Genomic DNA, 21774 nt, shown 5'->3' with positions numbered 1-21774 from the left:
CAACGAACGCGGGCTTTGTTTTCACTTGAGATTGATTAGTCTAGCTCAACCAATTTCTTCTCGTATTCTTTGTGTTGCTCAAGTACTTCTTGCGCTGCACCACCAGTCAACTTACTTACAACAATGATCGCAATCGTTGAGAAGATGATGCCCGGTACGATTTCGTACACATCGAACCAACCGCCTGTTAGCTGTTTCCAAACCACGATAGTCACACCACCGATTAGGATACCCGCTAGTGCGCCGTTACGGTTCATACCGCTCCAGTAAAGGCTAAGTACAACTGCTGGACCAAACGCAGCGCCAAAGCCAGCCCAAGCGTAAGATACAAGACCTAGAACAGAGCTGTCTGGCGTCATTGCTAGGAATAGCGCGATAAGAGAAATCACGATAACGCCTACACGACCAATCATTACCACTTCTTCAGACGTTGCATCTGGCTTAATCACTTGCTTGTAGAAGTCTTCTGCAAGAGCTGATGAAGATACTAGAAGCTGTGAATCCGCAGTACTCATTACCGCGGCTAGGATTGCCGCCAATAGGATACCTGCAATCACTGGGTGGAATACTGTGTTCACCAATAGCATGAAGATTTTCTCACCGTCATCTAGCTGTGTACCAGGGTGACCTGTTACCCACACTAGACCAACAAGACCAACTAGCATTGCACCTGCCATAGAAAGCGCAGTCCAACCCACAGCGATACGACGCGCTGTTGTTAGGTCTTTGTTTGAACGAGAAGCTTTAAAACGCGCTAGGATGTGTGGCTGACCGAAGTAACCTAGACCCCATGCTACCAAAGAGATGATCGCGATAGCCGATAGAGGCTCACCTTTCACGTCGCTCCATAGCGTTAGTAACTCTGGGTTAATGTTGTGCATGTCTGTCGCTAGTTGACCTAGGCCACCGTCCATTACTGCAACAGGTACAATCATAAGTGCTGCCGCCATCAATAGGCCTTGCACCAAGTCCGTCCAAGATACCGCTAAGAAACCACCGAATAGCGTGTACGAAACCACACACACTGTGCCAATGATAACGGCAATGCTGTAATCCAAGCCGAATACGGTCTCAAACAGTTTACCCCCTGCTACCAAGCCTGAGCTGGTGTAGAAAAGGAAGAATAGAAGAATGAAGAACGCAGAGATTGTCTGAATCAGTTTCGACTTATCGTTAAAGCGACGCGACAGGAACTCAGGCAGCGTTAGCGCATCAGTTTGGATGCTGTACGTACGTAGGCGTTTTGCACTGATTAACCAGTTTAGCCATGTACCCACAAGCAGACCACCTGCTAGCCAGAACGCTTCAATACCTGCTGCATACGCATACCCCGGAAGACCAAGTAGCAACCAGCCACTCATGTCTGATGCACCCGCAGATAGTGCCGCTGGCCATGGACCAAGGCTACGACCACCTAGGAAGTAGTCTGATGAATTGGAAGTCCTCTTATACGCATAAACGCCAATGGCAACCATAATTAGTAAGTACGCCACAAAAGTGGTCGTGATAGCAAAGCTATTTTCTATCATTTGATAGTCCTCGTTATAATTATTTCCTTCCTTGCCCGCTTTGATATTTTGCCATCGCAGCAATACATCAAAGTAAGAGATACCAACCCGAGTAAGCTCTCAGGCTCTTTTGATTCAGATTGGTATCACAAGTCAGGTTAGTGGGAGTCGCTTCCCAACTCGAGTAGAGTCGCGTTACCGCCCACTGCTGTAATATTTATCGTTCGAGTACGCTCGGTAATGAAGCGCAACGACAGATGAGGATCATGAGTCAATGTCGGTGACTCTAAATCCGTTTCAGAAACTAAGCCGACGATGGCACCGTCACGCTTAGCCAGTTGCAGGTTAAGCGCATACTCAACCTGTGAATGCCCAACATAACCCACACTACGTACGTCGCTGTCTAACAACGGGGAAGACGCATCGTACGCAACCACTTGGACTAAGTTAGATGGGAAGTTTGCTGACGCTACAGCCTGCTTAACCAATTGGGTAAGCTCTGTATTGTCACTGCAAATCACCACACTGTTGCCTGCAATCAGAGCACAGGTGATCATTGCAAATGTGCTGTACAGAGCGTTCTCGGTATTTGCTAGGTTGTTTTCACAAACGACCAAAGCCACACCGCGACCCGCTGCGTACAGCTCGTTAGTTTCGCCCGTAGGCCCCACTAACTGATGAGTTTCTGCCAACAGAGCCGACGCTTGCTGCAAGTGGTAAGACACCACTTTGCCAACCACGCTATGCTGCTCTTCAATCGCAGATTTAAATGCCAGCAAATGCTCACATTTGTAATCAAAATCGGTCAGATTCCACTGCTCCCACGCAGAGAATGCATCTTTAAAATACGTGATCTGATGAACCATAATGCGACTCCTTACGCCTTCTCTGCTTGAACAAGATGTTGTTTAGTAAAGCGGTATAGGTAGTGAGGACCACCTGCCTTCGGACCCGTGCCTGACAAACCTTGACCACCGAATGGCTGAACGCCAACCACCGCACCGACCTGATCGCGGTTGATGTAGCAGTTACCCACGCGAGCGTGTTTTTCAATCCAACGATAAGTGGTTTCGTTACGGCTGTGGATGCCCATTGTGAGACCAAAACCGGTTTGGTTGATTTGCTCAACCACGTTTGGCAACTCAGACGCTTTAAAGCGAACAATGTGCAAGATAGGACCGAATTGCTCTTCTTTCAGAACATCAATGCCCGAGATTTCGAACGCACTTGGCGACACAAAATCACCGTGCTGACACGCTTCATCTAATTGCAATTGAGCAACTTTGGTTTGCGTGCTTGTCATGTGTTCTAGGTGAGCAAGGAGTTTGTTTTTTGCATTGCTGTCGATAACCGGACCCACATCGGTTTTGTGTAGGTAAGGAATCCCAACATGCAGTTCATTCATCGCACCTTGGATAAGGTTGATGATGCGATCCGCAACGTCTTCTTGAACGAACAAAACGCGCAGAGCAGAACAACGTTGACCTGCAGAAGCGAAAGCGGAACGAATCACGTCACGCACAACTTGTTCTGGTAGTGCCGTACTATCTACAATCATGGCATTTTGACCGCCAGTTTCAGCGATAAACGGTACTGGCTTCGCGCTGCGCTCGGCAAGCGTCACGTTGATGCGTTGTGCCGTTGCTGTAGAACCAGTGAATGCCACGCCAGCAATCGCATCGTGAGATGTCAGTGTATGACCAATTTCACCACCACGACCTGGCAATAGCTGAATAACACCCGCAGGGAAGCCTGCTTCTAGCATCAATTCGGTCGCACGCGCCGCAATTAAGCTGGTTTGCTCAGCTGGCTTAGCCACAACTGTGTTACCTGCAACCAATGCCGCTGTGACTTGACCAAGGAAGATCGCTAATGGGAAGTTCCATGGGCTGATACAAACGAATACGCCCAAACCTTCACGGCTAGACATGCGTTTCACGCCATCAAAACCTTCTAGCTCAAACGGCTGAAGGTTTTGTGCTTGCTTCGCGTAATAACGACAGAAGTCGACCGCTTCACGCACTTCATCAATGCTGTCATGAATCGTCTTGCCCGCTTCTTGGTGACAAATCGCCACCAGCTCAGCCAAGTTTTCTTCCATCAGATCCGCAAGCTTATCTAGGCACGCCGCTTTTTGGACAATTGCGGTACCTTTCCACTCTGGGAATGCAGCATCAGCCGCTTCGATTGCTGCGGAAACATGATCAAGGCTTGCGAAAACCACCTGACCCACTTCAATGCGACGATCGTAAGGGGCAGTAATGATCTCTGGGGAGTTTTCCTTGATCATGCTTTCGGCATGTTTCACGCCGTTAATGATCGGACCCGCTGTCCATTTCTGGGTTAGGAAGCTTTCAACCAGCGCTTCAAACGGCTTCGCTTCGCTATCAATATCAACGTTCACACCATATGAGTTTTTACGCTCAGGGAAGATGCTGGTTGGCATTGGAATTTGACCGTTGTGTAGCGTCTCAAAAGAGGTCAGCACATCAACAGGGTGATGCGTCAGCTCTGAAATCGGACAACGCGCATCGACCAAACGGTGCACAAACGAGCTGTTCGCGCCGTTTTCTAGTAAGCGACGAACCAAGTACGGCAGTAGATCCGCATGGCTACCGACAGGTGCGTAAATACGTACTGGCTGACCATAAGTGTCCATTACATGGTTATAAAGCGAATCGCCCATACCATGCAGACGTTGGAATTCGTAATCTTTGTGCTCTGCCATTACAGCAATCGCAGTAACAGTGTGCGCGTTGTGACTAGCAAACTGCGGGAAGATGTTACCGCGCACGCCTTCACTAAGTAGGAAACGCGCACACGCTAGGTAAGCAACATCCGTCGCTTCTTTACGCGTGTAAACAGGGTAGTTCTCGTAACCCGCTTGTTGCGACCACTTGATTTCGCTGTCCCAGTACGCGCCTTTTACTAGACGAAGCGGGATCAAATCACCCTGCTCTTTCGCTAGACGGTTTAGCCATACGAGTACAGGCAGTGCACGTTTCGAGTAGGCTTGAACTACTAGACCAAACTTGCCCCAACCTTTCACTAGGTCGCTGCGGTACAGTTTTTCAAACAGTTTTAATGACAGCTCAAGACGGTCCGCTTCTTCTGCGTCAATCGTGATGGCAACATCCACTTCGATAGCGCGTTTAAGCAGTTGCGTTAAGGTGTCATAAAGCTCTGTCATCACGCGTTCTTCATTCGCCACTTCGTAACGTGGGTGAAGTGCAGAAAGCTTAATAGAGACAGAAGGCGCAGGGCTCGTATCACTGCCGTATGTTTCGCGGCCAACGGCTTCAATCGCCATTAGGTAATCTTTGAAGTACTTGCTTGCGTCTGCCGTGGTCAGCGCCGCTTCACCCAACATATCGAATGAGTAAGTGAAACCTTTGTCGCGCATTGGACGACCGTTCTTCTGCGCTTCTTCAATAGTACGACCACGTACAAACTGATGACCCATGATCTTCATTGCCTGATACATGGCTTTGCGAATCACAGGTTCTGAGAATTTGTTTACCAGACGGTTTACAGCCTGACCTGGGCTCTGGGTTTCTTGCTCACCAAGACCAATCACTTTACCCGTTAGCATTAAGCCCCAAGTTGAAGCGTTAACGAACACGGAATCAGAACTCTTAAGATGAGATTTCCAATCCGCTACGCTTAACTTATCTTTAATCAGTGCATCCGCCGTTACTGAATCAGGAATACGCATCAATGCTTCTGCAAGACACATCAGCAAGATACCTTCTTGGGTATCAAGGCTGTATTCCAGCAATAGCGCATCAATCATCTGGATTGACTTTTTATCCGCACGGATGGCTTCGATAAGCTGGGTTGTTTGGGTCGTGATTGCCGATTTTTCTTCCGCTGTCGGCGTTGCTAGTGGCAATAATTGCTCTAGCCATTGAGACTCGTCCACCATGTACAATGGCGAGATCAGTGACCATAACTTATCAAGCGGCTGCTCGATAAATTCTGGTGTTAACACGTTCGTTGCAGTAAACATGCGTTTTCCTCAATCTCTCTCCTCGAAAACCGCTTCGAGGATCATCAATGGCTGGCAGTGTATTTTGAGGGCGAGAAGAATACTTGTCAAAAACTCCGAGCTTTTTGCTAAAAACTCGCTTTTATAACAAAACATCTACATAGTCACATGCAAATAGATAATATATTGTGTTGTAAAAATTCATCTTTGCATGTCATTTACAACAAAAGTAGACAGGTTTTCGACAGATTTTGTTTGAATAAGAAGGATTTAGATTGCGCTTTTGTGAGAAACGGACAAAAACGCTGAAAACTTTCGGAGAATTACGCAAAAAAATTTGATTTTCCTGTGCAAAATGCAAGCACAAAAAAACCGCGACTCATGCGCGGCTCTTTCCAAATAAGCAACTAAATGAACAAGATTAACCAACCTGTTTCTTATACTGAGAAGGTGATAATCCTTGTAAACGAGTAAAAGTATGCGTGAAGGTACTTTGGCTCGAAAAGCCGGTGAATTCGGCAATTTGCCCCAAGGTTAGATGACCTTGCTCAATCAAGTCGCGCGCCATGTCGATGCGTTTGCCAAGGACGTACTGATGCGGCGTAATGCCCATCTGATCTTTAAACAAGCTATGGAATTGGCTTTCTCCCAAAAACACACTGCCTGCCAATTGCGCCACACTGATTTTATGACTCAAATGCTGTTCGATGTAGCGGTCAATGGCGTCCAAATCAAAGCGCGATTCTTTCTTCGACGTTTCAAATGCAGAGATATGACGCTGCATAAGAGCGATCACGGTATCGTTACATGCACGGCTAAGCAGCAAGTCGTCTGGATGATTACGCATCTCTTGCACTAACATTTGAATCAGTTTTTGGATTTGACCATCCAATTGGAAGTAAAGATGGGAGCGCTCTAGATTGTTGATTTTCTGCAGCATCTCGGGATCATCGTTGGCAGGCTTTGGCATGTTGAGTACCAAAATGTCTGATTGATGAATCACGCCGCCGAAAGCATGATCAGAAGACGCCGTTACGATGCAACCTTGCCCTGGCCCAACTAAATTTCCCTGACCACGAACCTCAAATTCAGCCTGTCCTTTCAAGCCGATCACGATCTGTGTGTAAGCATGATCATGGCAATCCATATAAGACGGAAGCGTGATCAACTCTGCTGGCTTAGGCAGCATGATCTCTTTATATGGCGGGGCTTTCGGGTTATCTGAATCACTCATTTCGAACAGTCGTCTTTATACAGTCGGCTTACACCTTGGCATCATATACCTTCTCGGTTGGGTTGCAAATCTTCCCCCTTCCAATCGCACAAGATCAAACCAACACGTTCAAGGCTTTCTACATGATCATAGTTCCGGAACAATGATCATGTAAGAGTAACTTACGGTCAATGTGCAACCAATTTTTTTAACAAAAACGGACAGATAGCCAAAATTACCAAAGATGAGACAAGCTGTTCACAAAGATCCTTGCAGTTGAAATGCAAACCAATGTAAGCCACGAGGTCAAAATTACGATCGAAAGCGTGTGAAATGCCCGAAAAACAGGGGGATAGAGGGATTTCCCCCCTTACCAATATGCTCACAATTCAATACATTAGACCTCGAGCTCTAGGATGCATACGACCCTGAGCTCAACGGTATCTACTTGATACCTCTAACTTACTTAGCAGACCCTCGCTATGTAATTTAGAACCTCTTCTACACGTCGACAAGATTATATCTTGTGTTGCCAGCCCGTCTTCAGGCTGGCTTTTTTTTGCCTATCGCCAATGAAAACAATGGCATAAGCTGATAATATATCGGCCATCTCACCGTATCCTGACGTTAATCATCGCGCTGAGTTATCTTGCTCGACCTTCTCTCTTCCAGTTCTATCTGGCGCGATTCTCGAAAGCATGATCAAGGTGATGGTTGTGATTCAAAAACGCAGGATAAACGAAGTGAGAATACCGACCTGCAATCATGCAGGCGATGAGTAGCAGTAGTGAGTCCATTGTGAATATTCCAGTCAATACCATAGAACAGTCGCTCCTTCGACAGCTACCGGGTTGTTGGGGATGCAAAGATAAAGATTCGGTATTCCGCTATGTGAATCAGGAATACGCCGAGTTAATTGGGTACGATTCACCTGAAGCCTGTATCGGTAAAACAGACTTTGAAATGGCTAGCCCTACCACGGAGTGTGCGCAAGAGTTTCGAGAACAAGATAAACACGTGATTGAAACTGGCGAGTCGCTAAAGATCCTCGATATACACCCTTATCCAGATGGTCATTGGCGCGCGCATATCTTTACCAAGACGCCTTGGCGAGATGACGATGGCAACATCATTGGCACCATATTTTATGGTCGTGAACTGACTGATACTGCCGTCATCGAAGTAGGCTATTGGGTTTGCCGAGCCATTGGCGGCTCACCGAATCAGCAGTCGATCTTCCGATTCGCTAACCTTAAGCCCGAGCCAGAGAAGCTAACCTGCCGTGAGCAAGAGACTTTGTTCTTGTTGCTGTATGGCAAAAAGCCGCAATTCATCTCTCAGGTAATGGGGATTTCAACCAAAACCGTAGAAGGGCATGTGGCTCGTCTTCGCACTAAGTTTGAAGCCAACAGTAAAAACGAGCTCATCGATAAAGCCATGGAAGCTGGTTACGGCTCAATTGTGCCAAAGACTCTGCTGAAACATCAGCTTTCTGTTGTGCTTAACGGCGAACGCTGATTCTTGATTCTGTTCAAACAAAAACACCGCCAATTTCGGCGGTGTTTTTTTATCTCTTCATCGAAGTGACTACGGCGCAAGACGGTCGATGTCCCACTCACCTTCTTGATTTGAGAACAAGAAACGATCATGCAGACGATGTTCACCACCTTGCCAAAATTCAATGCTTTGTGGCTTAACGCGGAAACCACCCCAGAAAGTCGGCATCGGGATTTCACCTTTGGCAAACTTCTGCTTCAGTTCGAGGAATTTACCTTCTAGTACACCACGCGCTGAAATACGGCTACTTTGTTTGCTCGCAATCGCAGCCAGTTGGCTGTCTTTCGGGCGAGAAGTGAAGTATTTCATGTTTTCGATGGCGGTGAGTTTTTCAGCCACACCTGTAATGTGAACCTGACGCTCAAGCGGGTGCCACGGGAAATGCAGGCTGATGTTGCTGTTGTGCTCAAGCTGCTGCGCTTTACGGCTGCCCAAGTTGGTATAGAACACAAAACCATCTTTATCGACGCTTTTTAGCAGCACAATACGTTGAAACGGCATGCCATTTTCGTCGACTGTCGCGACTGTCATCGCCGTTGGGTCAGTCAGACCAGCTTGTACCGCTTGCTCTAACCACAGGTTAAATTGATCAATCGGATCTGCTTTTAAATCTTTACGACGCAGGCCACCTTTTGTGTACTCACGACGAATATCAGCAAGTTCCATCTTCACTCCTTCACTCGTTTTTGTCGATTGTGCGCCCGATAAATTGGAAATACAAGGACAGCACACATGGATGTTTAAAGACCTAGTACGACTCTTACGGTTGGAGTACTACAAAGATCCATCGCATAGGATGCCGAAGCGTAACAAACAAGCCCAGACTTCACTGTGATTTATGTCGTTAGGTTGATGAAAGTAGGGTGAAAACCAACAATGTGAAGTCATTCCAAAATAATATTGCTCGTTTTTGCTCCACTAAAGACAATAATTACTGCCCGGTGGCCTCAAAAACCTCAGAATTTCAGGTACTCATGCAGGTGAATCGTAAGTTTATTAGCTTATTAACCTACCTCAATTCGCTCTGAAAACCGGACTCTCAATCCCTTTTTTGAGGCCGCTTGGGTATACTAAAAGACATGCATAATAAAAGTGGATAACCACAACACATTAAACAACGTTGCTAGGAAAGACATTTGCTTATGGACAAGCTAAGACTGTTCGAACTCTCCAACCAGCTCAGATGCGCCGAAAGCTCTGACGCTATTCACGCTTGGTTTGGAGAACTACAAAACGAAATTGATTTTGAATTCAGTATCCTCGGTTTATTTGGTGATGATTACGCTCCAGACCCTGTCTGTTATGGTTTCTCTCCCGATCAATTTGCCAACTGCTTTAGTAAAAAAACCGCCGAAAGTGACCCGTTAATCGCGGCATTACAGCAATCCAATCACGGCATCATGGCTCTGATGGACTCACATACCCATCCAGATTACGGCAAGCGCTTACTGCTGGCCGGATATCATGGCGACAAGAAAGCCATTTATCTCACCTCCTTTGGTGACCGCCAACCTTCCAGCGAAGAAATCGACGCGTTATATCTTTTAACGCCCCACCTCTATATGGCTTCAAGTTATGTCTGTGATCGTAACATCCGAGTGGAAGCGCTCCCTGCTCCAGAGAGCCAACTGACGACTCGAGAATGTGAATTGCTTCCTTGGTTAAAACTGGGTAAGAGTAATTGGGAAATCAGTCGCTTACTCAACATCAGTGAACGTACTGTCAAATACCACCTACAAAATATTTATCGTAAGTTGGACGTACATAACCGAACGCATGCCGTGTCAAAAGCGATCGAGTTAGGCTGGTACGAGGATTAAAAAAGGCTTAGGACGAATATCCTAAGCCAAATGGTACAAGCCAAGAGTGTCAGTAAATTAGGCTGTTTGTGGTTTGTGTTGTGCTGCTTTGGCAGATTTCCCAGTCACTTTAAGCAAGGCAGGAATCAACAACAAATCAAGCACAAGCGCGATAATGATGGTGATTGCGGTCATCAGGCCCATGTCCGCATTCATCTTGAAGGAACTGCTCGCCAACACAAAGAAGCCTGCACTGAGCACTATGGTGGTACCTATGATTGCCACGCCAGTTTCTCGAACGGCGGTAACAATCGATTCTTCTTCCGACTTCCCTTCCTTACGAGACGTGTGATAACGATAGAGCAAGTGAATGGTGTCATCCACGACGATACCTAGCGTCATACTCGCAATGACGGAAAGACTCAAGCCAACTTCACCAATGCTCAGTCCCCACAAACCAAAGGCAATGGAAGCCGGCAAGATGTTTGGCAAGATGCTAATCACACCAAGGCGAACGGAACGCAGAATCAAACCAATAAGGAAGGAAATCACCAATAGTGCCGCGGCAGACGCCGTCAACATGCTCACGTTGTTGCGATAACCAATGTGCGCAAACATGATGTCAGCGCTCACTCCAGGACTAACACTACTTTCAGGAAATAAGCCTAACAACTGGCTGCGTAACGTCGATTCCAGAGCAATCAAATCATTGGACGACATCTTCTTCGCCGTTACGATAACGCGCAGTTCTTTTTTATCCAACGCGACTTGGTTGCTGAGGTTCAATCCGTAAGGAAGCGACATGTCATAAAGCAAAAGTGTTTGAGCAGACAACTCAGAATCACTGGTGAGACGATATTCACCTGCTTCATCGTTATGCAAGCTGCTGTTCAAGCGCTTCATGATGTCAGTCAGCGATTGAATGTGATACACGCCTTCGGTTTGGCGAGCCTGTTGAACAAACTGATCCAACTTATGCAGGAAATCAGGAGAGGTAATCAGTTCACCTTGTTCTGGTCGAATCGCATATTGAATACTCGCCACACCCGTTAAGTTAGCGTAGGTGAAATCGTTCGCTTGACGCACCGCATAGGATTCATCGAAATACTCAAACAAGGTGTCATCTATATCGTTTCGAACCAAGTTTGCAGCAATTACGCCACCACCAAGTACAACTACGGCGATCTTTAATCCGGGCTTCACCATTGCCCATCGAGCGATGGCTTCAAGTGGCTTGGCAAGCCCTGAGCGCTTCACTACTTTACTCTTTCTTGCTGGTAACACGGCCAAAAGCGCAGGTACGAAGAACAACGTCAGGAACATGGCAGCAATCACGCCCATCGCGGTGATGTTGCCCAAATCGTTAAACGGAGGAGAGTCACTGAAGTTCATCGACAAGAAACCAACCGCAGTAGTCAAACTGGTCAGAATAATGGGTAGACGATGTTTCTCCATCGATTGCTGCAAAGCCACCAGCTTGGTTTCGCCTTTGTTCAGCGCGTGTTTATAGCCTTGCAAATAGTGAATGCAGTCGGCAACCGCCATGGTCAGAATGATAAGCGGTGCAGATGCAGACGGAGAGGTAATTGCCATGCCGAGCCAACCTGCAGCACCAAGCGCGATGAAGATTGAAGAGATGATGGTTAACGTCACTACCACCGAACTCCACAAGCTACGCAGATAGATGCCCGTGCCGATGACAATCAGCAGCAATGCGCCCGGCACCAAACTGCCCATATCTCGCTGTGTCGCCTCACCAAACGCGTCGTTTTGCATCACCTGACCAGTGAGATAAAACTGCACATCAGGGTAACGTGTCTGAGTTTCAGCGATCTTGTCTTGCCAGAACTGCGCGATTTCACGCACTTCTTCGGACTGACCTTCCGTCGTCAAACGCACCAACACATTGATCGCCGTCGAGTTCGCATCTTGAGCTAAGTAACGATTGACCAACTCAGGTTGTTTAAGTGCATAAGCTTTCTTCTCCGCAAGCAGCTGGGTATTAATGAGTTGGTTTGCGTTCACAAAATCTTCGACGATCAGGTCATCATTTTGAGCATGGGTATATTGATAGTTGGTCAATGAATCTACACGGTATGAGTGAGGTGTTTGCCACGCATATTCCGTCAGTTCCATGACCGCTTTCAGCACATTTTCCTGAAAGACGTCGCCCGATTTCGGGTGCAAGACAATCAATACGCTGTCATTGCTGTTGTATTTTTCTTCGATGCTCTCAAACGCGATCAAATCTGGATTGTCGTCGCTAAAGAACACTTTATAGTCATTGTTTAAGCCGAGTTTCCCTAAGCCAACAAACGCTAGGGCCATGATGCAGAGCCACCCCACAAGGGCGAGCAAAGCTCTGGGTTTTGTCCATTTTTTCATTATTCGAGACTTCCTTTGAATTAAGCCTGCTGAGTCGCCAGCACAGACAGACGGTGGTTTTCTATTTCTATCGCCTCTGCTTTCACCTTATTCACCGCTTTTTCGATCGCCTCATCTGGGTCAACATATAAAGGCAACTCGAAATGTTCCGCGATGGTAATCAGTCGATGACGCAAATCACCGCCAACCGTGATGTAAGGGATGTTGAGCTCTTTCACAGTAGAGAGCAGAAGATCATTGGAGAGCGTTCTAAAACTTTCAGACACAGGACGGTGGCCATCTTCCACCAAATCAAATTCAATCGGCAGGTGCACAAACTTGCTGTAGGTCTTTTTCGCATGACGCTTTGCAACGTTGCCAAAAGCATCAATGTAACCACGGTGAATTGACGCATACGGTTTGCCTATCAGTCTTTTCATAGCCAAAACCAAGTCGCTGTCATTTGGGTTAATCCCAGTTTCCAAGCGCGCAGCCCCATACACCCATTCATGCAAACAAGAACCATCAGAGAAAAAACGATCACCACATCGCTCTTCGTTTACAACACGCTCACTCAAACGACTAAGCCCCAAGTTCAGCAGCTCCGCAGGATTACACTGCTCTAAGGTTTTACCCGGCACCGCATCTGGCAGAATCTCACGCATGGTGCGCGCTTGAGTTCGTGGAACTTGAGTCGCAATCGCCAGCGCTTCTGTTAATGTCGTTTTTCCGGTTGAGTACGTTCCTGAAATGGCAATTTTCACGCTGGTTCTCCTTGTGGTAATTGATGGCATAGTTTTGCAGTTAGATTGAATTCTGGATGGCCGGAAACCGAGCCGTTTACGGTGGCAAGTCGCCATGAAGAGTCCTTCTTTTTCACTAAAGAATTCTTCATGCTGCGAAGTGTGAGTGTGTGTTTACGACGAGGGATGATGGGATACGGCGTTGTGACCGTGACAGAGCGCATCCACAAGTTGTGAGTCTCATTACGATCCAACTTATCGAGGCGATACATCACCAACTGCGACAGCTGAGCAAAACACGTCAACCAATCAACCATCATCAATGCATTGGGGTAATGCCCCATCGCGCCCGTTGATGGTTTGCCTGGGCATTGAAACAGCAAGTCACTGGAGACTGCACAAATGGCGTCACAAAAGGTGTTGTTCGCAAGGTGGCAATGACGCAAACGGAAATCACTGTTGAAGTACTCATCCTCATCCGAAAATGACACGACAGATTGCGAGTGATCCGCTTCCGCCTCATGATCGATGATCACTTCAATTTCCATACTGTCGAGCTTGGTTTTGACACGAGTTAAGGTGCCAAACAAACTGTCTTGTGAACTGCTGGTATCAAGTAACTGGGCAGAAAGGCGTATCGCATCAAGATCCTCTAGCGCTTCTGCGCCAGCTTTAATAGATACATGTCGGATCCACGCTTGAGACGACTGGTGGGCTGACAACTGATAATGGCGTTTGATGATCGCGTAGGAGACACGACCAGCAATAAGAAACGCATCAATCGTACTGAGATGAGGACGACGAGATTGCGTCTTCTTTTGTGACCAATCTGTTCGATACGCAACACTGACTAATCCTTGTGCGGAATCCGTGTCGTAATTGATGTTGCATTCATATTGAGTGCGCTTGTAGCCTTCACCGAAGTAGCGCTGTTCCGAGGGGCCCAAAATGTCATCAATACTGGTGACCACCTCGTTAATTTCCTTACCTGAAAGATTAAGCTCCATAAAAACAAATACTCCTTGTGCGAATCACATTGGTTGCGGAGTTTTTTATGCTACCTCCTGTGTTTCTATTTTTATCCTGTCCGAATACCCGCTGAAACTGTCCACTCGTACAGGTTCAACCCTGTCTGATTTCTTGTAACTTGCACAACAAAACTCGTCCTTCAACAAGGAGTTAACTATGAGGATGTTTTTCGGATTGCTCATGACACTCTCAGCAACGGCCGCCGCTGAGGGTGTCTCCGGGTTCGATGTAGCAAAGGAAATGATCAGTCGAGATACCGGATATGTTTCCTATACATCGGATGTGGAAATGTCGATCGTCGCAGCCAATGGCGACACGGTACGCAGACAATTGACGATCAAAGGTATCGAGCAAGAGAACGATGGCGATAAGATCATCACTTACTTCCAAGCGCCACGAGACATTGCAGGAACTGCCCTACTTACGTTTAGCCACGCCATTGAAGCGGATGATCAATGGCTGTTTTTACCTTCCATCAAAAGGGTTAAACGCATTTCTTCTAACAATCGCTCGGGGCCATTTATGGGCAGTGAGTTTGCTTATGAAGACATGAGTTCGTGGGAATTGGACAAATATCGCTATGAGCTAGTCGAAGAAAAAACACAAGATGGACAAAGTTACTGGCTATTGGCTTGCTTCCCTCGCTACGAAAATTCGGGCTACTCAAAACTTGTCGCTTGGATTGATCAAGACATTTATCAACCACGAAAAATCGAATACTACGACCGAAAAGGCACGCTGTTTAAACAACTAACCCTCTCCGATTACGAGCAGCATAACCAGCGCTACTGGCGTCCGAAGTTTGCTAAAATGGACAACTTAAAAAACAAGCGTTCCTCTTCATTGTCATGGAAAAACATGACGCTAGGTGTAGATGTTCCACAAAGCCAGTTTGAACCCAAACAACTCCGTAACGCATACAGGCACAACTGATGAGTAAAGTGCGCACCTTACTACTCACCAGTTTGTCTCTTTCTTTTTCATCGACAGGATTTGCCGATTGGCAGACAGAAGGTTTTGTTGGGTTAACCGCAGACCTCTACAAAGACGAGGCACAAACGGGGCAATGCTGTGACACACTCGCCAATCGAGCTCTTATTGCCCCTCGTCTATTGTGGTGGAACGATTCTGGCTGGGCAACAACCTTCAGTCCTTATGCAGAATATGAGTTTCAGTCCAAACAAGGGTTCATCAATCTGCGCGAGGCCAATATTACTTATGCGGGAGAAACGATCGAATGGCTGCTTGGCTATGGTGTGGTTTATTGGGGTGTCACGGAAGTCTACCAACCCGTCAACGTAGTAAATCAATATGATGGGCGCATCGCCTTGGGGTATGAAGAGAAAATGGGTCAACCCATGCTTCAAGCGCGTTGGTTGCCTGACTGGGGAGATGTGCAAATGCTGTTGTTGCCATTCCACCAACCTCGTAAGTTTAGAGAACCAGATCAACGTCGAACCCTGATTAAGCCTGTCGACGATGATGCGAACTATTCTGACGGAGAGAACGCCCTCGATAGCGCGATACGGATTGGCTTTTGGCAGGATGCATTAGACGTTGGCATTAGCGCTTTTTACGGCAATAGCCGAGAACCTTTGCTCGTCGAACGCCCTAATGACTGGCAAGCCTCATACGCACGAATATTCCAGCTCGGCACCGAGTTACAATGGACGCAAGATGACCTGTTACTCAAATGGGAAGGGACGTTTAAATCTGGGGAAGGCAGTGGCTACTTTACCCTAGTCACAGGGTTTGAATATTCGGTGTACGGTTTTTCCTTTAGCCAAGGCACTCTCGGTTTAATCGCCGAATACGCATGGGACAATAGAGACACTTACGCGCCACCTACTATCTACAACAACGATGCTTTTCTTGGTTTGCGTTGGCAAGCGAATGATGTCCAAGATACCGAGTTTTTGCTGTCTGGATTGTTCGACTTAGAGCAAACTTCACCCATCTACAAACTGAACGCTTCTGGGCGCATCAATGAACACTGGAAATGGATAGCAGAAGGTTACTATCTTTCCTCCATGTCCAGTAACGAACCCATTGCTTACCTAGAAAACGACAGTTACTTCTCTATCGGCGCAGAATACTACTTCTAAAAAGCAGATCGATTTCTCGTTGTCGCGGCGGCTCACAACATCGTTAAATGCCTTTTGATAACATGGCGTTAAAAACTGGTGAGCCAATCGTGAACTTACTGAACCCTAAAGCCCTGCGCCATTTTCTATTGATACTGTTTGCCATCGGTATGGTCGGGCTTGTTTTAACTCATCATTACGCGACAAAGTACCAACATCAGCAATGGCAATCGGATCTCAAACAGCAAGCCTCTCAGGTAGCACAAGAGATCGACTATGAGTTGGCTAAGTTTGAGCAAATTCCTAATCTACTCAGTCATGACCCAAGATTGCTTGAAGCCGTTAAAGTGGGCAAGCGTTCTGAGTCCCTCAATAAATTGCTTTCCGAATGGCTAACGCAGAGCCTTGCTGACACCATTTATGTGCACGACAACACTGGCTTAGTTATCGCATCGAGTAACTACCAGCAAGACGACAGCTTTGTGGGCTCTAACTTTGCCTTTCGTCCTTACTTTCAGCACGCCTTAAATGGAGAGAAAGCTCAGTATGTTGCACTGGGCGTACGCTCAAATAAGCGCGGCTATTTCTTCTCGTCCCCTCTTTGGGTTGAAGGCGAAGTCGCAGGCGTGATTACCGTTAAAGTGAACCTAGAGCAGTTAGAACAAAGATTGGCACAAGACGATGGCGGCTTGCTGGTTACAGGTGTGCACGATGTCGTCTTCATGAGTAACTTACCCGATTGGCGTTATCGTGCACTTTTCCCGTTATCCGAAGCTGCGAAAAAAGAACTCAATCAAACTCAACAATATGGCGATACCCTACCGCAATACCGAGGCGAGTTGACCGGACAAAGTGGCGCAACACAGTTTGAGAACAATCAGCTACTGGTTTCCCCTAACTATCTGGCTTACGCGACCAACTTATTCGACAAAGGCTTTCGTGTCGTCGCACTAATTAGCCAACAAGAAGTACTTACCGCGGTATTGCAGGCGGATGTGGTTTACCTGTTGCTCTATGCGCTCGTGGGTTTAATTGCCTTGGCGTGGTTTCAAATGCTGGTCAACAAGGCACGCCTCGCGAATGTGAATGCCAATTTGGAAGAAAAGGTGACAGAGAGAACCTTAGTCCTCAGCCAAGCCAACCACAAATTACAGCAAACCGTGCATCAATATGAGCAGAGCCAACAAGAGCTCAAACAGACTCAACAAGAACTGACTCAAGCGGCCAAACTCGCACTGCTTGGTGAGCTATCCGCTAGCATCAATCACGAAATCAACCAACCGCTTGCAGCGCTACGCACTTACACCGAAAACTCTCAACGCTTGATGGTGATGGAGCGCTACCCGATGGTAACAGACAACTTAGATAAAATGCTCTCTCTTAATGACACCATTGCCGAAGTGATTGCACGCTTAAAGGTGTTTACACGCAAAACGGACGACAACCCACACAACGAAGTGGCTGTCTTACACGATGCCGTGCACAACGCGACGAGAATTCTAAGCAGCAAACTCATCAAGCAAGGCGTGACACTGAAAGTGCCAACCATCGAGTACAACGTGAGATTAGCGATTCACAGCGTGGAGCTTGAACAAGTGCTGATCAACCTCTTCCACAACGCTGCTCAAGCAATGGAAGGGCATTGTATCGATCCACAAATTTCAATTGCCGTGCAATGCGACGAAACCAACTGCGATATTTTAGTATCCGACAATGGACCAGGTATGTCAGAACAAGCATTAGCAAGAATATTTGACCCATTTTTCACCACAAAACCGGAAGGACTCGGATTAGGTTTGACCATTTCAAAACGGATTTTGGAAAGCTACCAAGGCTCACTCAGTGCTTACAATCATAGCGCTAACCATTCCATGGATACGCACTCTCAACCATCTGGCGGCATGACTTTTGTCGTTAGCGTGCCTTTAGTGCCATCTCATAGCACAGAGGAAAATTCACATGCATAGTCCTGTTTTCTTTGTCGATGATGAACCGCACATCCGTGATGCAGTGACTCAAGCCTTGTTGATTGAGGGCATCGACGTGACTTGCTTTCCCAATGCAGTCGAAGCCTTGCGTGTGATTGACCCAAACTCGCCAGCACTGATCATTACTGATATTCACATGCCCGTGATGAACGGTTTGGAGTTCATGCGCACCCTGCTTGGCAAAAATAGTCACTTTCAATTTATTGTATTAACCGGCCATGGCGATGTGAAGACGGCAGTTGAGGCGATGAAGAGTGGTGCGTATGACTTTCTTGAAAAGCCGTTTTCGACAGAACAACTACTCAAGTCCCTCAATAACGCAGGTGACAAGCTGACCTTGCTGCAAGAAAACGTCTGGCTAAAGAAAGAACTCGACATGCAAACCCATGTTGGACCGAAAATGATTGGTCACAGCCAAGCCATGGTCGATATTCGCCGAGCTTTAATCAGCGCCCCACTCCACCAGCCGCTGATTTTTGTTGGTGAAGATGGCACAGGGCGAAGGCTAGCTGCTCAGTTCGCTCACGACATTCATGCCACAGCAGAAAGTGAGCTGATTGTCGCGTCCGGTGAAGACTTATATGAACTCTCACTCGATGCCTTGGACAAAGCCATACATCATCTTACAGACGGCAAAAGCCAATGTAGTTTGTACTTACACTGCGCAGAGCACATCTCGACGAAGCAATGGCAATGCTTATTTCAGCATACCAAGTTACAACGTGTATTTGGCGCGGCCAATAGCGTCGATAAAGGGATAGAAGAACGGGTGATGCTGATTCGCATGCCAAATTTGAATGAACGCCGAGAAGATATCGGTCCCTTATACAAACACTTTGTGCGCCACTCCGCCAGCCGTTACCAACTGCAACCACCACAGATAAGCCTTGATGAGGTAAGAATGGTCACGGAACTCGATTGGCCAGAGAATATCAAACAGCTACGACAGTTTGCGGAATTGAGAGCATTAAAGCCCGATGCGTTTCGTATGGAAGATTGGAACAATGAAAAGAGCATCGAAATCCAAAGTATGACTCAACGCACAGAACACTTTGAATATTGCTTGTTGTTTGACGCCTTGCAACGACATAGAGGCAGACTCAAAGAGGTTCAACTAGAATTACAAGTGTCGCGCAAAACCTTGTACGACAAACTAAAAAAACATCAGTTGGACAAAACAAAGTTCAAGGCACAGTAAATAAGGGACACTTACCCCTTTCACACATTTTTATTCGCCGAGCATGCTGACATGGTTGGCTAATAATAATAAGATCAAAAAGATAAACCGTCTTTATAAACAAGGAATGTGATGAGCCGAGACAACTACAACAAACTTAGCAACGATGAGTTGGACTTTGTCGATGACAAGACCGCCGCATTGCTCCTAAACACGCCAAGTAGCGCCCGCTTAATGCTGTGGGTCATGGTGCTGTTTTTTGTTGCAGCCATTGGTTGGGCGTCTTGGGCGCAAATCGACAAAGTCACCGTCGGCCAAGGCAAAGTCATTCCATCTTCTCAAATCCAAGTGGTACAAAACCTTGAAGGTGGCTTGGTCAAAGAGATCTTAGTTAAAGAAGGTCAACAAGTTGAAAAAGGTCAGCAACTATTGCTGATTGATGACACACGCTTTCGCTCTGACTTCCGTGAACGTGAACAACAAGTAGCGAACTTAACCGCTTCTGTATTACAACTTTCCGCCTCGATCAGCAGTGTGGAAGTTAACCGCGAGTTTGATAACAGCAACTGGGAACAAAACGTGGTGCTGGATTACGGCAAGCTGACTTTCCCACCAACCCTAGAAGAAAACCAACCTCGCCTAACCCAACGTCAAAAAGCGGAATACCGTGAAGACTTGGACAATTTGCGTAGCCAAATTTCGGTTATCGACCAACAGGTAAAACAGAAACAACAAGATTTGGTAGAAATCCAAGCGCGTGTAAGCAACCTGCGCCAGAGCTACCGTTACGCGAAGAAAGAGCTGGATATCACCAAACCGCTCGCAGATGAAGGCGTGGTACCTCGTATCGAACTGTTGAAACTTCAACGCCAAGTTAACGATACCCGCCGCGAAATGACTTCTAGCGAACTGAAGATTCCTGTGCTCAAATCCGCCATTCGCGAATCTATGCTTAACCGTATTGATGTTGCGTTGAAATTCCGCTCTGAGCAGCAAGAGAAACTGAATAGTACTCAAGACCAACTGTCTTCGTTAGTCGAGTCGGCGGTTGGCCTAGAAGACCGTGTAAATCGTACTGTTGTCGTATCTCCGGTAACAGGCACCATCAAAACATTGAACGTCAACACGGTAGGTGGCGTTATCCAACCCGGTATGGACATTGTCGAAATCGTTCCGACCGAAGACACCTTATTAGTTGAAGCGAAGATCGCACCGAAGGACATCGCCTTCCTGCGTCCAGATCTTCACGCTATCGTGAAATTTACCGCGTACGACTTTACTAAGTACGGCGGACTTGAAGGGGAATTGGAACACATCAGTGCCGATACTACGCAAGATGAAGAAGGCAACAGCTTCTACATTGTTCGCGTACGCACCGATAAAACCAATTTTGGACAAGATGCAGACTTGCCAATCATCCCGGGTATGACGGCATCAGTCGATATCATCACAGGGAAGCGAACCGTTTTGGAATACTTACTCAAGCCAATTTTGAGTGCCAAAACCAACGCACTGAAGGAGTAAGTGTCAGCAAGGTATGCCCGATGTGTCGTTTAGCGTTGATAAGTGGTTAAATAGAAAGCACTTATTTCTCACTGACGAGCCCGTTGGAAGAGTACACTTGTGATGTGAGTCGAATATGCCACCCAGATTGAAGCGTAAAGTTACATTATTAATCAGCATCGGTTGTCTTTCGTTCCAAATCGGCGCGTTAAACAGCAAAGAACAACGATGGGTCGATACGGTCACTTCAGTCTATGGTGAGCGCGCTGGGATGCGCGTGAAAACTTGGCGAGACAACATCGACTTTTTCAAAACATTGGAGACTCATGAGAAGCTTGCAGGCGTTAACGACTTTTTCAATCAACTTTACTTCGTTGACGATATAGACCTGTGGGGTAAAAAAGACTACTGGGCGACACCACTCGAGTTCTTGGGTAGTAATGCCGGCGACTGTGAAGACTTTACCATCGCCAAATACTTTTCCCTACTTGAGCTCGGTATACCGGATTCAAAGATGCGTTTGATCTACGTTAAAGCCATCGAACTGAATCAGTTTCACATGGTACTCGCCTACTACCCAACCCCAAGTTCGGAGCCTCTCATCCTCGACAACCTCAACCCAGAGATTGTTCGAGCCTCCAGACGTAGCGATTTGCTACCGATATACAGTTTTAACGGTTCAAACCTATGGCTTATGAAGTCTTCTGCTGGCGTTGGAGAGCTAGCAGGAAAAGCCTCACGTTTGAGCCTTTGGAATGACTTACGCTCGCGCGAACGTAAGTTGCAGTTAAAAAAACCTAAAATTAACTATGACGAGTGAA

At 46.9% G+C, this 21774-nt stretch carries 16 protein-coding genes; 8 read left to right on the top strand and 8 right to left on the bottom strand.

Annotated features, from left to right (window positions below; all coding sequences use genetic code 11):
* Positions 1 to 35 precede the first annotated feature (35 nt).
* The 4 genes from putP to ACLIIY_RS19805 form a co-directional block, all read right to left on the bottom strand.
* Complete coding sequence (gene putP, locus ACLIIY_RS19820) at positions 36 to 1529, bottom strand: sodium/proline symporter PutP (RefSeq protein WP_039840699.1); 1494 nt, start codon at positions 1527 to 1529, stop codon at positions 36 to 38.
* A gap of 137 nt (positions 1530 to 1666) precedes the next feature.
* On the bottom strand, positions 1667 to 2374 hold the full coding sequence (locus tag ACLIIY_RS19815; RefSeq protein ID WP_171358426.1) for a 1-pyrroline-5-carboxylate dehydrogenase: 708 nt from the start codon (positions 2372 to 2374) through the stop codon (positions 1667 to 1669).
* Positions 2375 to 2385: 11 nt separating this feature from the next.
* A complete protein-coding gene (gene putA / locus ACLIIY_RS19810) occupies positions 2386 to 5517 on the bottom strand; it encodes a bifunctional proline dehydrogenase/L-glutamate gamma-semialdehyde dehydrogenase PutA (RefSeq protein WP_434529198.1) in 3132 nt (1043 codons plus the stop codon).
* A 400-nt stretch (positions 5518 to 5917) separates the two neighbouring features.
* Complete coding sequence (locus ACLIIY_RS19805; protein ID WP_005435788.1) at positions 5918 to 6730, bottom strand: AraC family transcriptional regulator; 813 nt, start codon at positions 6728 to 6730, stop codon at positions 5918 to 5920.
* Between the two features lie 777 nt (positions 6731 to 7507).
* On the opposite strand from ACLIIY_RS19805, the gene ACLIIY_RS19800 reads away from it, so the two are divergent.
* Complete coding sequence (locus ACLIIY_RS19800; RefSeq protein ID WP_027726839.1) at positions 7508 to 8227, top strand: helix-turn-helix transcriptional regulator; 720 nt, start codon at positions 7508 to 7510, stop codon at positions 8225 to 8227.
* 69 nt (positions 8228 to 8296) lie between these two features.
* Here ACLIIY_RS19800 and pdxH read toward each other — a convergent pair whose 3' ends face one another.
* Positions 8297 to 8932 carry a pyridoxamine 5'-phosphate oxidase gene (gene pdxH, locus ACLIIY_RS19795; protein ID WP_434529197.1) on the bottom strand — a complete coding sequence of 212 codons (636 nt, stop codon included), beginning with the start codon at positions 8930 to 8932 and terminating at the stop codon, positions 8297 to 8299.
* A gap of 476 nt (positions 8933 to 9408) precedes the next feature.
* Here pdxH and ACLIIY_RS19790 point away from each other — a divergent pair, with 476 nt between their 5' ends.
* A complete protein-coding gene (locus ACLIIY_RS19790; RefSeq protein WP_434529196.1) occupies positions 9409 to 10086 on the top strand; it encodes a response regulator transcription factor in 678 nt (225 codons plus the stop codon).
* A 57-nt stretch (positions 10087 to 10143) separates the two neighbouring features.
* On the opposite strand, the gene ACLIIY_RS19785 is transcribed toward ACLIIY_RS19790, so the two are convergent.
* Genes ACLIIY_RS19785 through ACLIIY_RS19775 form a run of 3 tightly spaced genes read right to left on the bottom strand, consistent with a single transcriptional unit; the run spans position 10144 to position 14179 of the window.
* The gene (locus ACLIIY_RS19785; protein WP_434529195.1) at positions 10144 to 12450 is read right to left on the bottom strand and encodes an efflux RND transporter permease subunit; all 2307 of its coding nucleotides are present in this window, start codon (positions 12448 to 12450) and stop codon (positions 10144 to 10146) included.
* A gap of 20 nt (positions 12451 to 12470) precedes the next feature.
* Positions 12471 to 13193 carry an ATP/GTP-binding protein gene (locus tag ACLIIY_RS19780; RefSeq protein ID WP_005435798.1) on the bottom strand — a complete coding sequence of 241 codons (723 nt, stop codon included), beginning with the start codon at positions 13191 to 13193 and terminating at the stop codon, positions 12471 to 12473.
* A complete protein-coding gene (locus ACLIIY_RS19775; protein ID WP_434529194.1) occupies positions 13190 to 14179 on the bottom strand; it encodes an AvrD family protein in 990 nt (329 codons plus the stop codon). Before ACLIIY_RS19775 ends, ACLIIY_RS19780 begins: the two co-directional genes overlap by 4 nt.
* A gap of 184 nt (positions 14180 to 14363) precedes the next feature.
* Between ACLIIY_RS19775 and ACLIIY_RS19770 the strand changes: the two genes are divergently transcribed.
* The 6 genes from ACLIIY_RS19770 (at position 14364) to ACLIIY_RS19745 (ending at position 21773) form a co-directional block, all read left to right on the top strand.
* Positions 14364 to 15134, top strand: a complete 771-nt coding sequence (locus tag ACLIIY_RS19770; protein ID WP_434529507.1) for an outer membrane lipoprotein-sorting protein — start codon at positions 14364 to 14366, stop codon at positions 15132 to 15134.
* Positions 15134 to 16306 (top strand): malate transporter, encoded by a 1173-nt coding sequence (locus ACLIIY_RS19765; protein WP_434529193.1) that lies wholly within the window; start codon positions 15134 to 15136, stop codon positions 16304 to 16306. Before ACLIIY_RS19770 ends, ACLIIY_RS19765 begins: the two co-directional genes overlap by 1 nt.
* A gap of 47 nt (positions 16307 to 16353) precedes the next feature.
* Positions 16354 to 18252 carry a sensor histidine kinase gene (locus ACLIIY_RS19760; RefSeq protein ID WP_434529192.1) on the top strand — a complete coding sequence of 633 codons (1899 nt, stop codon included), beginning with the start codon at positions 16354 to 16356 and terminating at the stop codon, positions 18250 to 18252.
* Positions 18245 to 19471: a sigma-54-dependent transcriptional regulator gene (locus ACLIIY_RS19755; RefSeq protein ID WP_434529191.1), complete on the top strand. Its 1227-nt coding sequence runs from the start codon at positions 18245 to 18247 to the stop codon at positions 19469 to 19471. Before ACLIIY_RS19760 ends, ACLIIY_RS19755 begins: the two co-directional genes overlap by 8 nt.
* Positions 19472 to 19582: 111 nt before the next feature.
* Positions 19583 to 20974 carry an HlyD family type I secretion periplasmic adaptor subunit gene (locus ACLIIY_RS19750; RefSeq protein WP_009706675.1) on the top strand — a complete coding sequence of 464 codons (1392 nt, stop codon included), beginning with the start codon at positions 19583 to 19585 and terminating at the stop codon, positions 20972 to 20974.
* 115 nt (positions 20975 to 21089) lie between these two features.
* Positions 21090 to 21773, top strand: coding sequence for a transglutaminase-like cysteine peptidase (locus ACLIIY_RS19745; RefSeq protein WP_020197833.1), 684 nt, complete (start codon positions 21090 to 21092; stop codon positions 21771 to 21773).
* Position 21774: the final 1 nt, after the last annotated feature.

The organism is Vibrio sp. K4, from assembly GCF_051122595.1.
In the GTDB taxonomy this organism is placed as follows: domain Bacteria; phylum Pseudomonadota; class Gammaproteobacteria; order Enterobacterales; family Vibrionaceae; genus Vibrio; species Vibrio owensii.
The sequence above is the reverse complement of the archived record's forward strand: the minus strand, read 5'-3'. Positions and strand labels throughout refer to the sequence as shown.

Excerpts from the sequence above, each read along its gene's own strand:
- ACLIIY_RS19785 (WP_434529195.1), bottom strand. The coding sequence starts at position 12,450 with ATGAAAAAATGGACAAAACCCAGAGCTTTGCTCGCCCTTGTGGGGTGG.
- ACLIIY_RS19790 (WP_434529196.1), top strand. The coding sequence starts at position 9,409 with ATGGACAAGCTAAGACTGTTCGAACTCTCCAACCAGCTCAGATGCGCC.
- ACLIIY_RS19815 (WP_171358426.1), bottom strand. The coding sequence starts at position 2,374 with ATGGTTCATCAGATCACGTATTTTAAAGATGCATTCTCTGCGTGGGAG.
- ACLIIY_RS19755 (WP_434529191.1), top strand. The coding sequence starts at position 18,245 with ATGCATAGTCCTGTTTTCTTTGTCGATGATGAACCGCACATCCGTGAT.
- ACLIIY_RS19775 (WP_434529194.1), bottom strand. The coding sequence starts at position 14,179 with ATGGAGCTTAATCTTTCAGGTAAGGAAATTAACGAGGTGGTCACCAGT.
- pdxH (WP_434529197.1), bottom strand. The coding sequence starts at position 8,932 with ATGGAACTTGCTGATATTCGTCGTGAGTACACAAAAGGTGGCCTGCGT.
- ACLIIY_RS19805 (WP_005435788.1), bottom strand. The coding sequence starts at position 6,730 with ATGAGTGATTCAGATAACCCGAAAGCCCCGCCATATAAAGAGATCATG.
- ACLIIY_RS19760 (WP_434529192.1), top strand. The coding sequence starts at position 16,354 with ATGCCTTTTGATAACATGGCGTTAAAAACTGGTGAGCCAATCGTGAAC.
- ACLIIY_RS19765 (WP_434529193.1), top strand. The coding sequence starts at position 15,134 with ATGAGTAAAGTGCGCACCTTACTACTCACCAGTTTGTCTCTTTCTTTT.
- ACLIIY_RS19750 (WP_009706675.1), top strand. The coding sequence starts at position 19,583 with ATGAGCCGAGACAACTACAACAAACTTAGCAACGATGAGTTGGACTTT.
- ACLIIY_RS19745 (WP_020197833.1), top strand. The coding sequence starts at position 21,090 with ATGCCACCCAGATTGAAGCGTAAAGTTACATTATTAATCAGCATCGGT.
- putA (WP_434529198.1), bottom strand. The coding sequence starts at position 5,517 with ATGTTTACTGCAACGAACGTGTTAACACCAGAATTTATCGAGCAGCCG.
- putP (WP_039840699.1), bottom strand. The coding sequence starts at position 1,529 with ATGATAGAAAATAGCTTTGCTATCACGACCACTTTTGTGGCGTACTTA.
- ACLIIY_RS19770 (WP_434529507.1), top strand. The coding sequence starts at position 14,364 with ATGTTTTTCGGATTGCTCATGACACTCTCAGCAACGGCCGCCGCTGAG.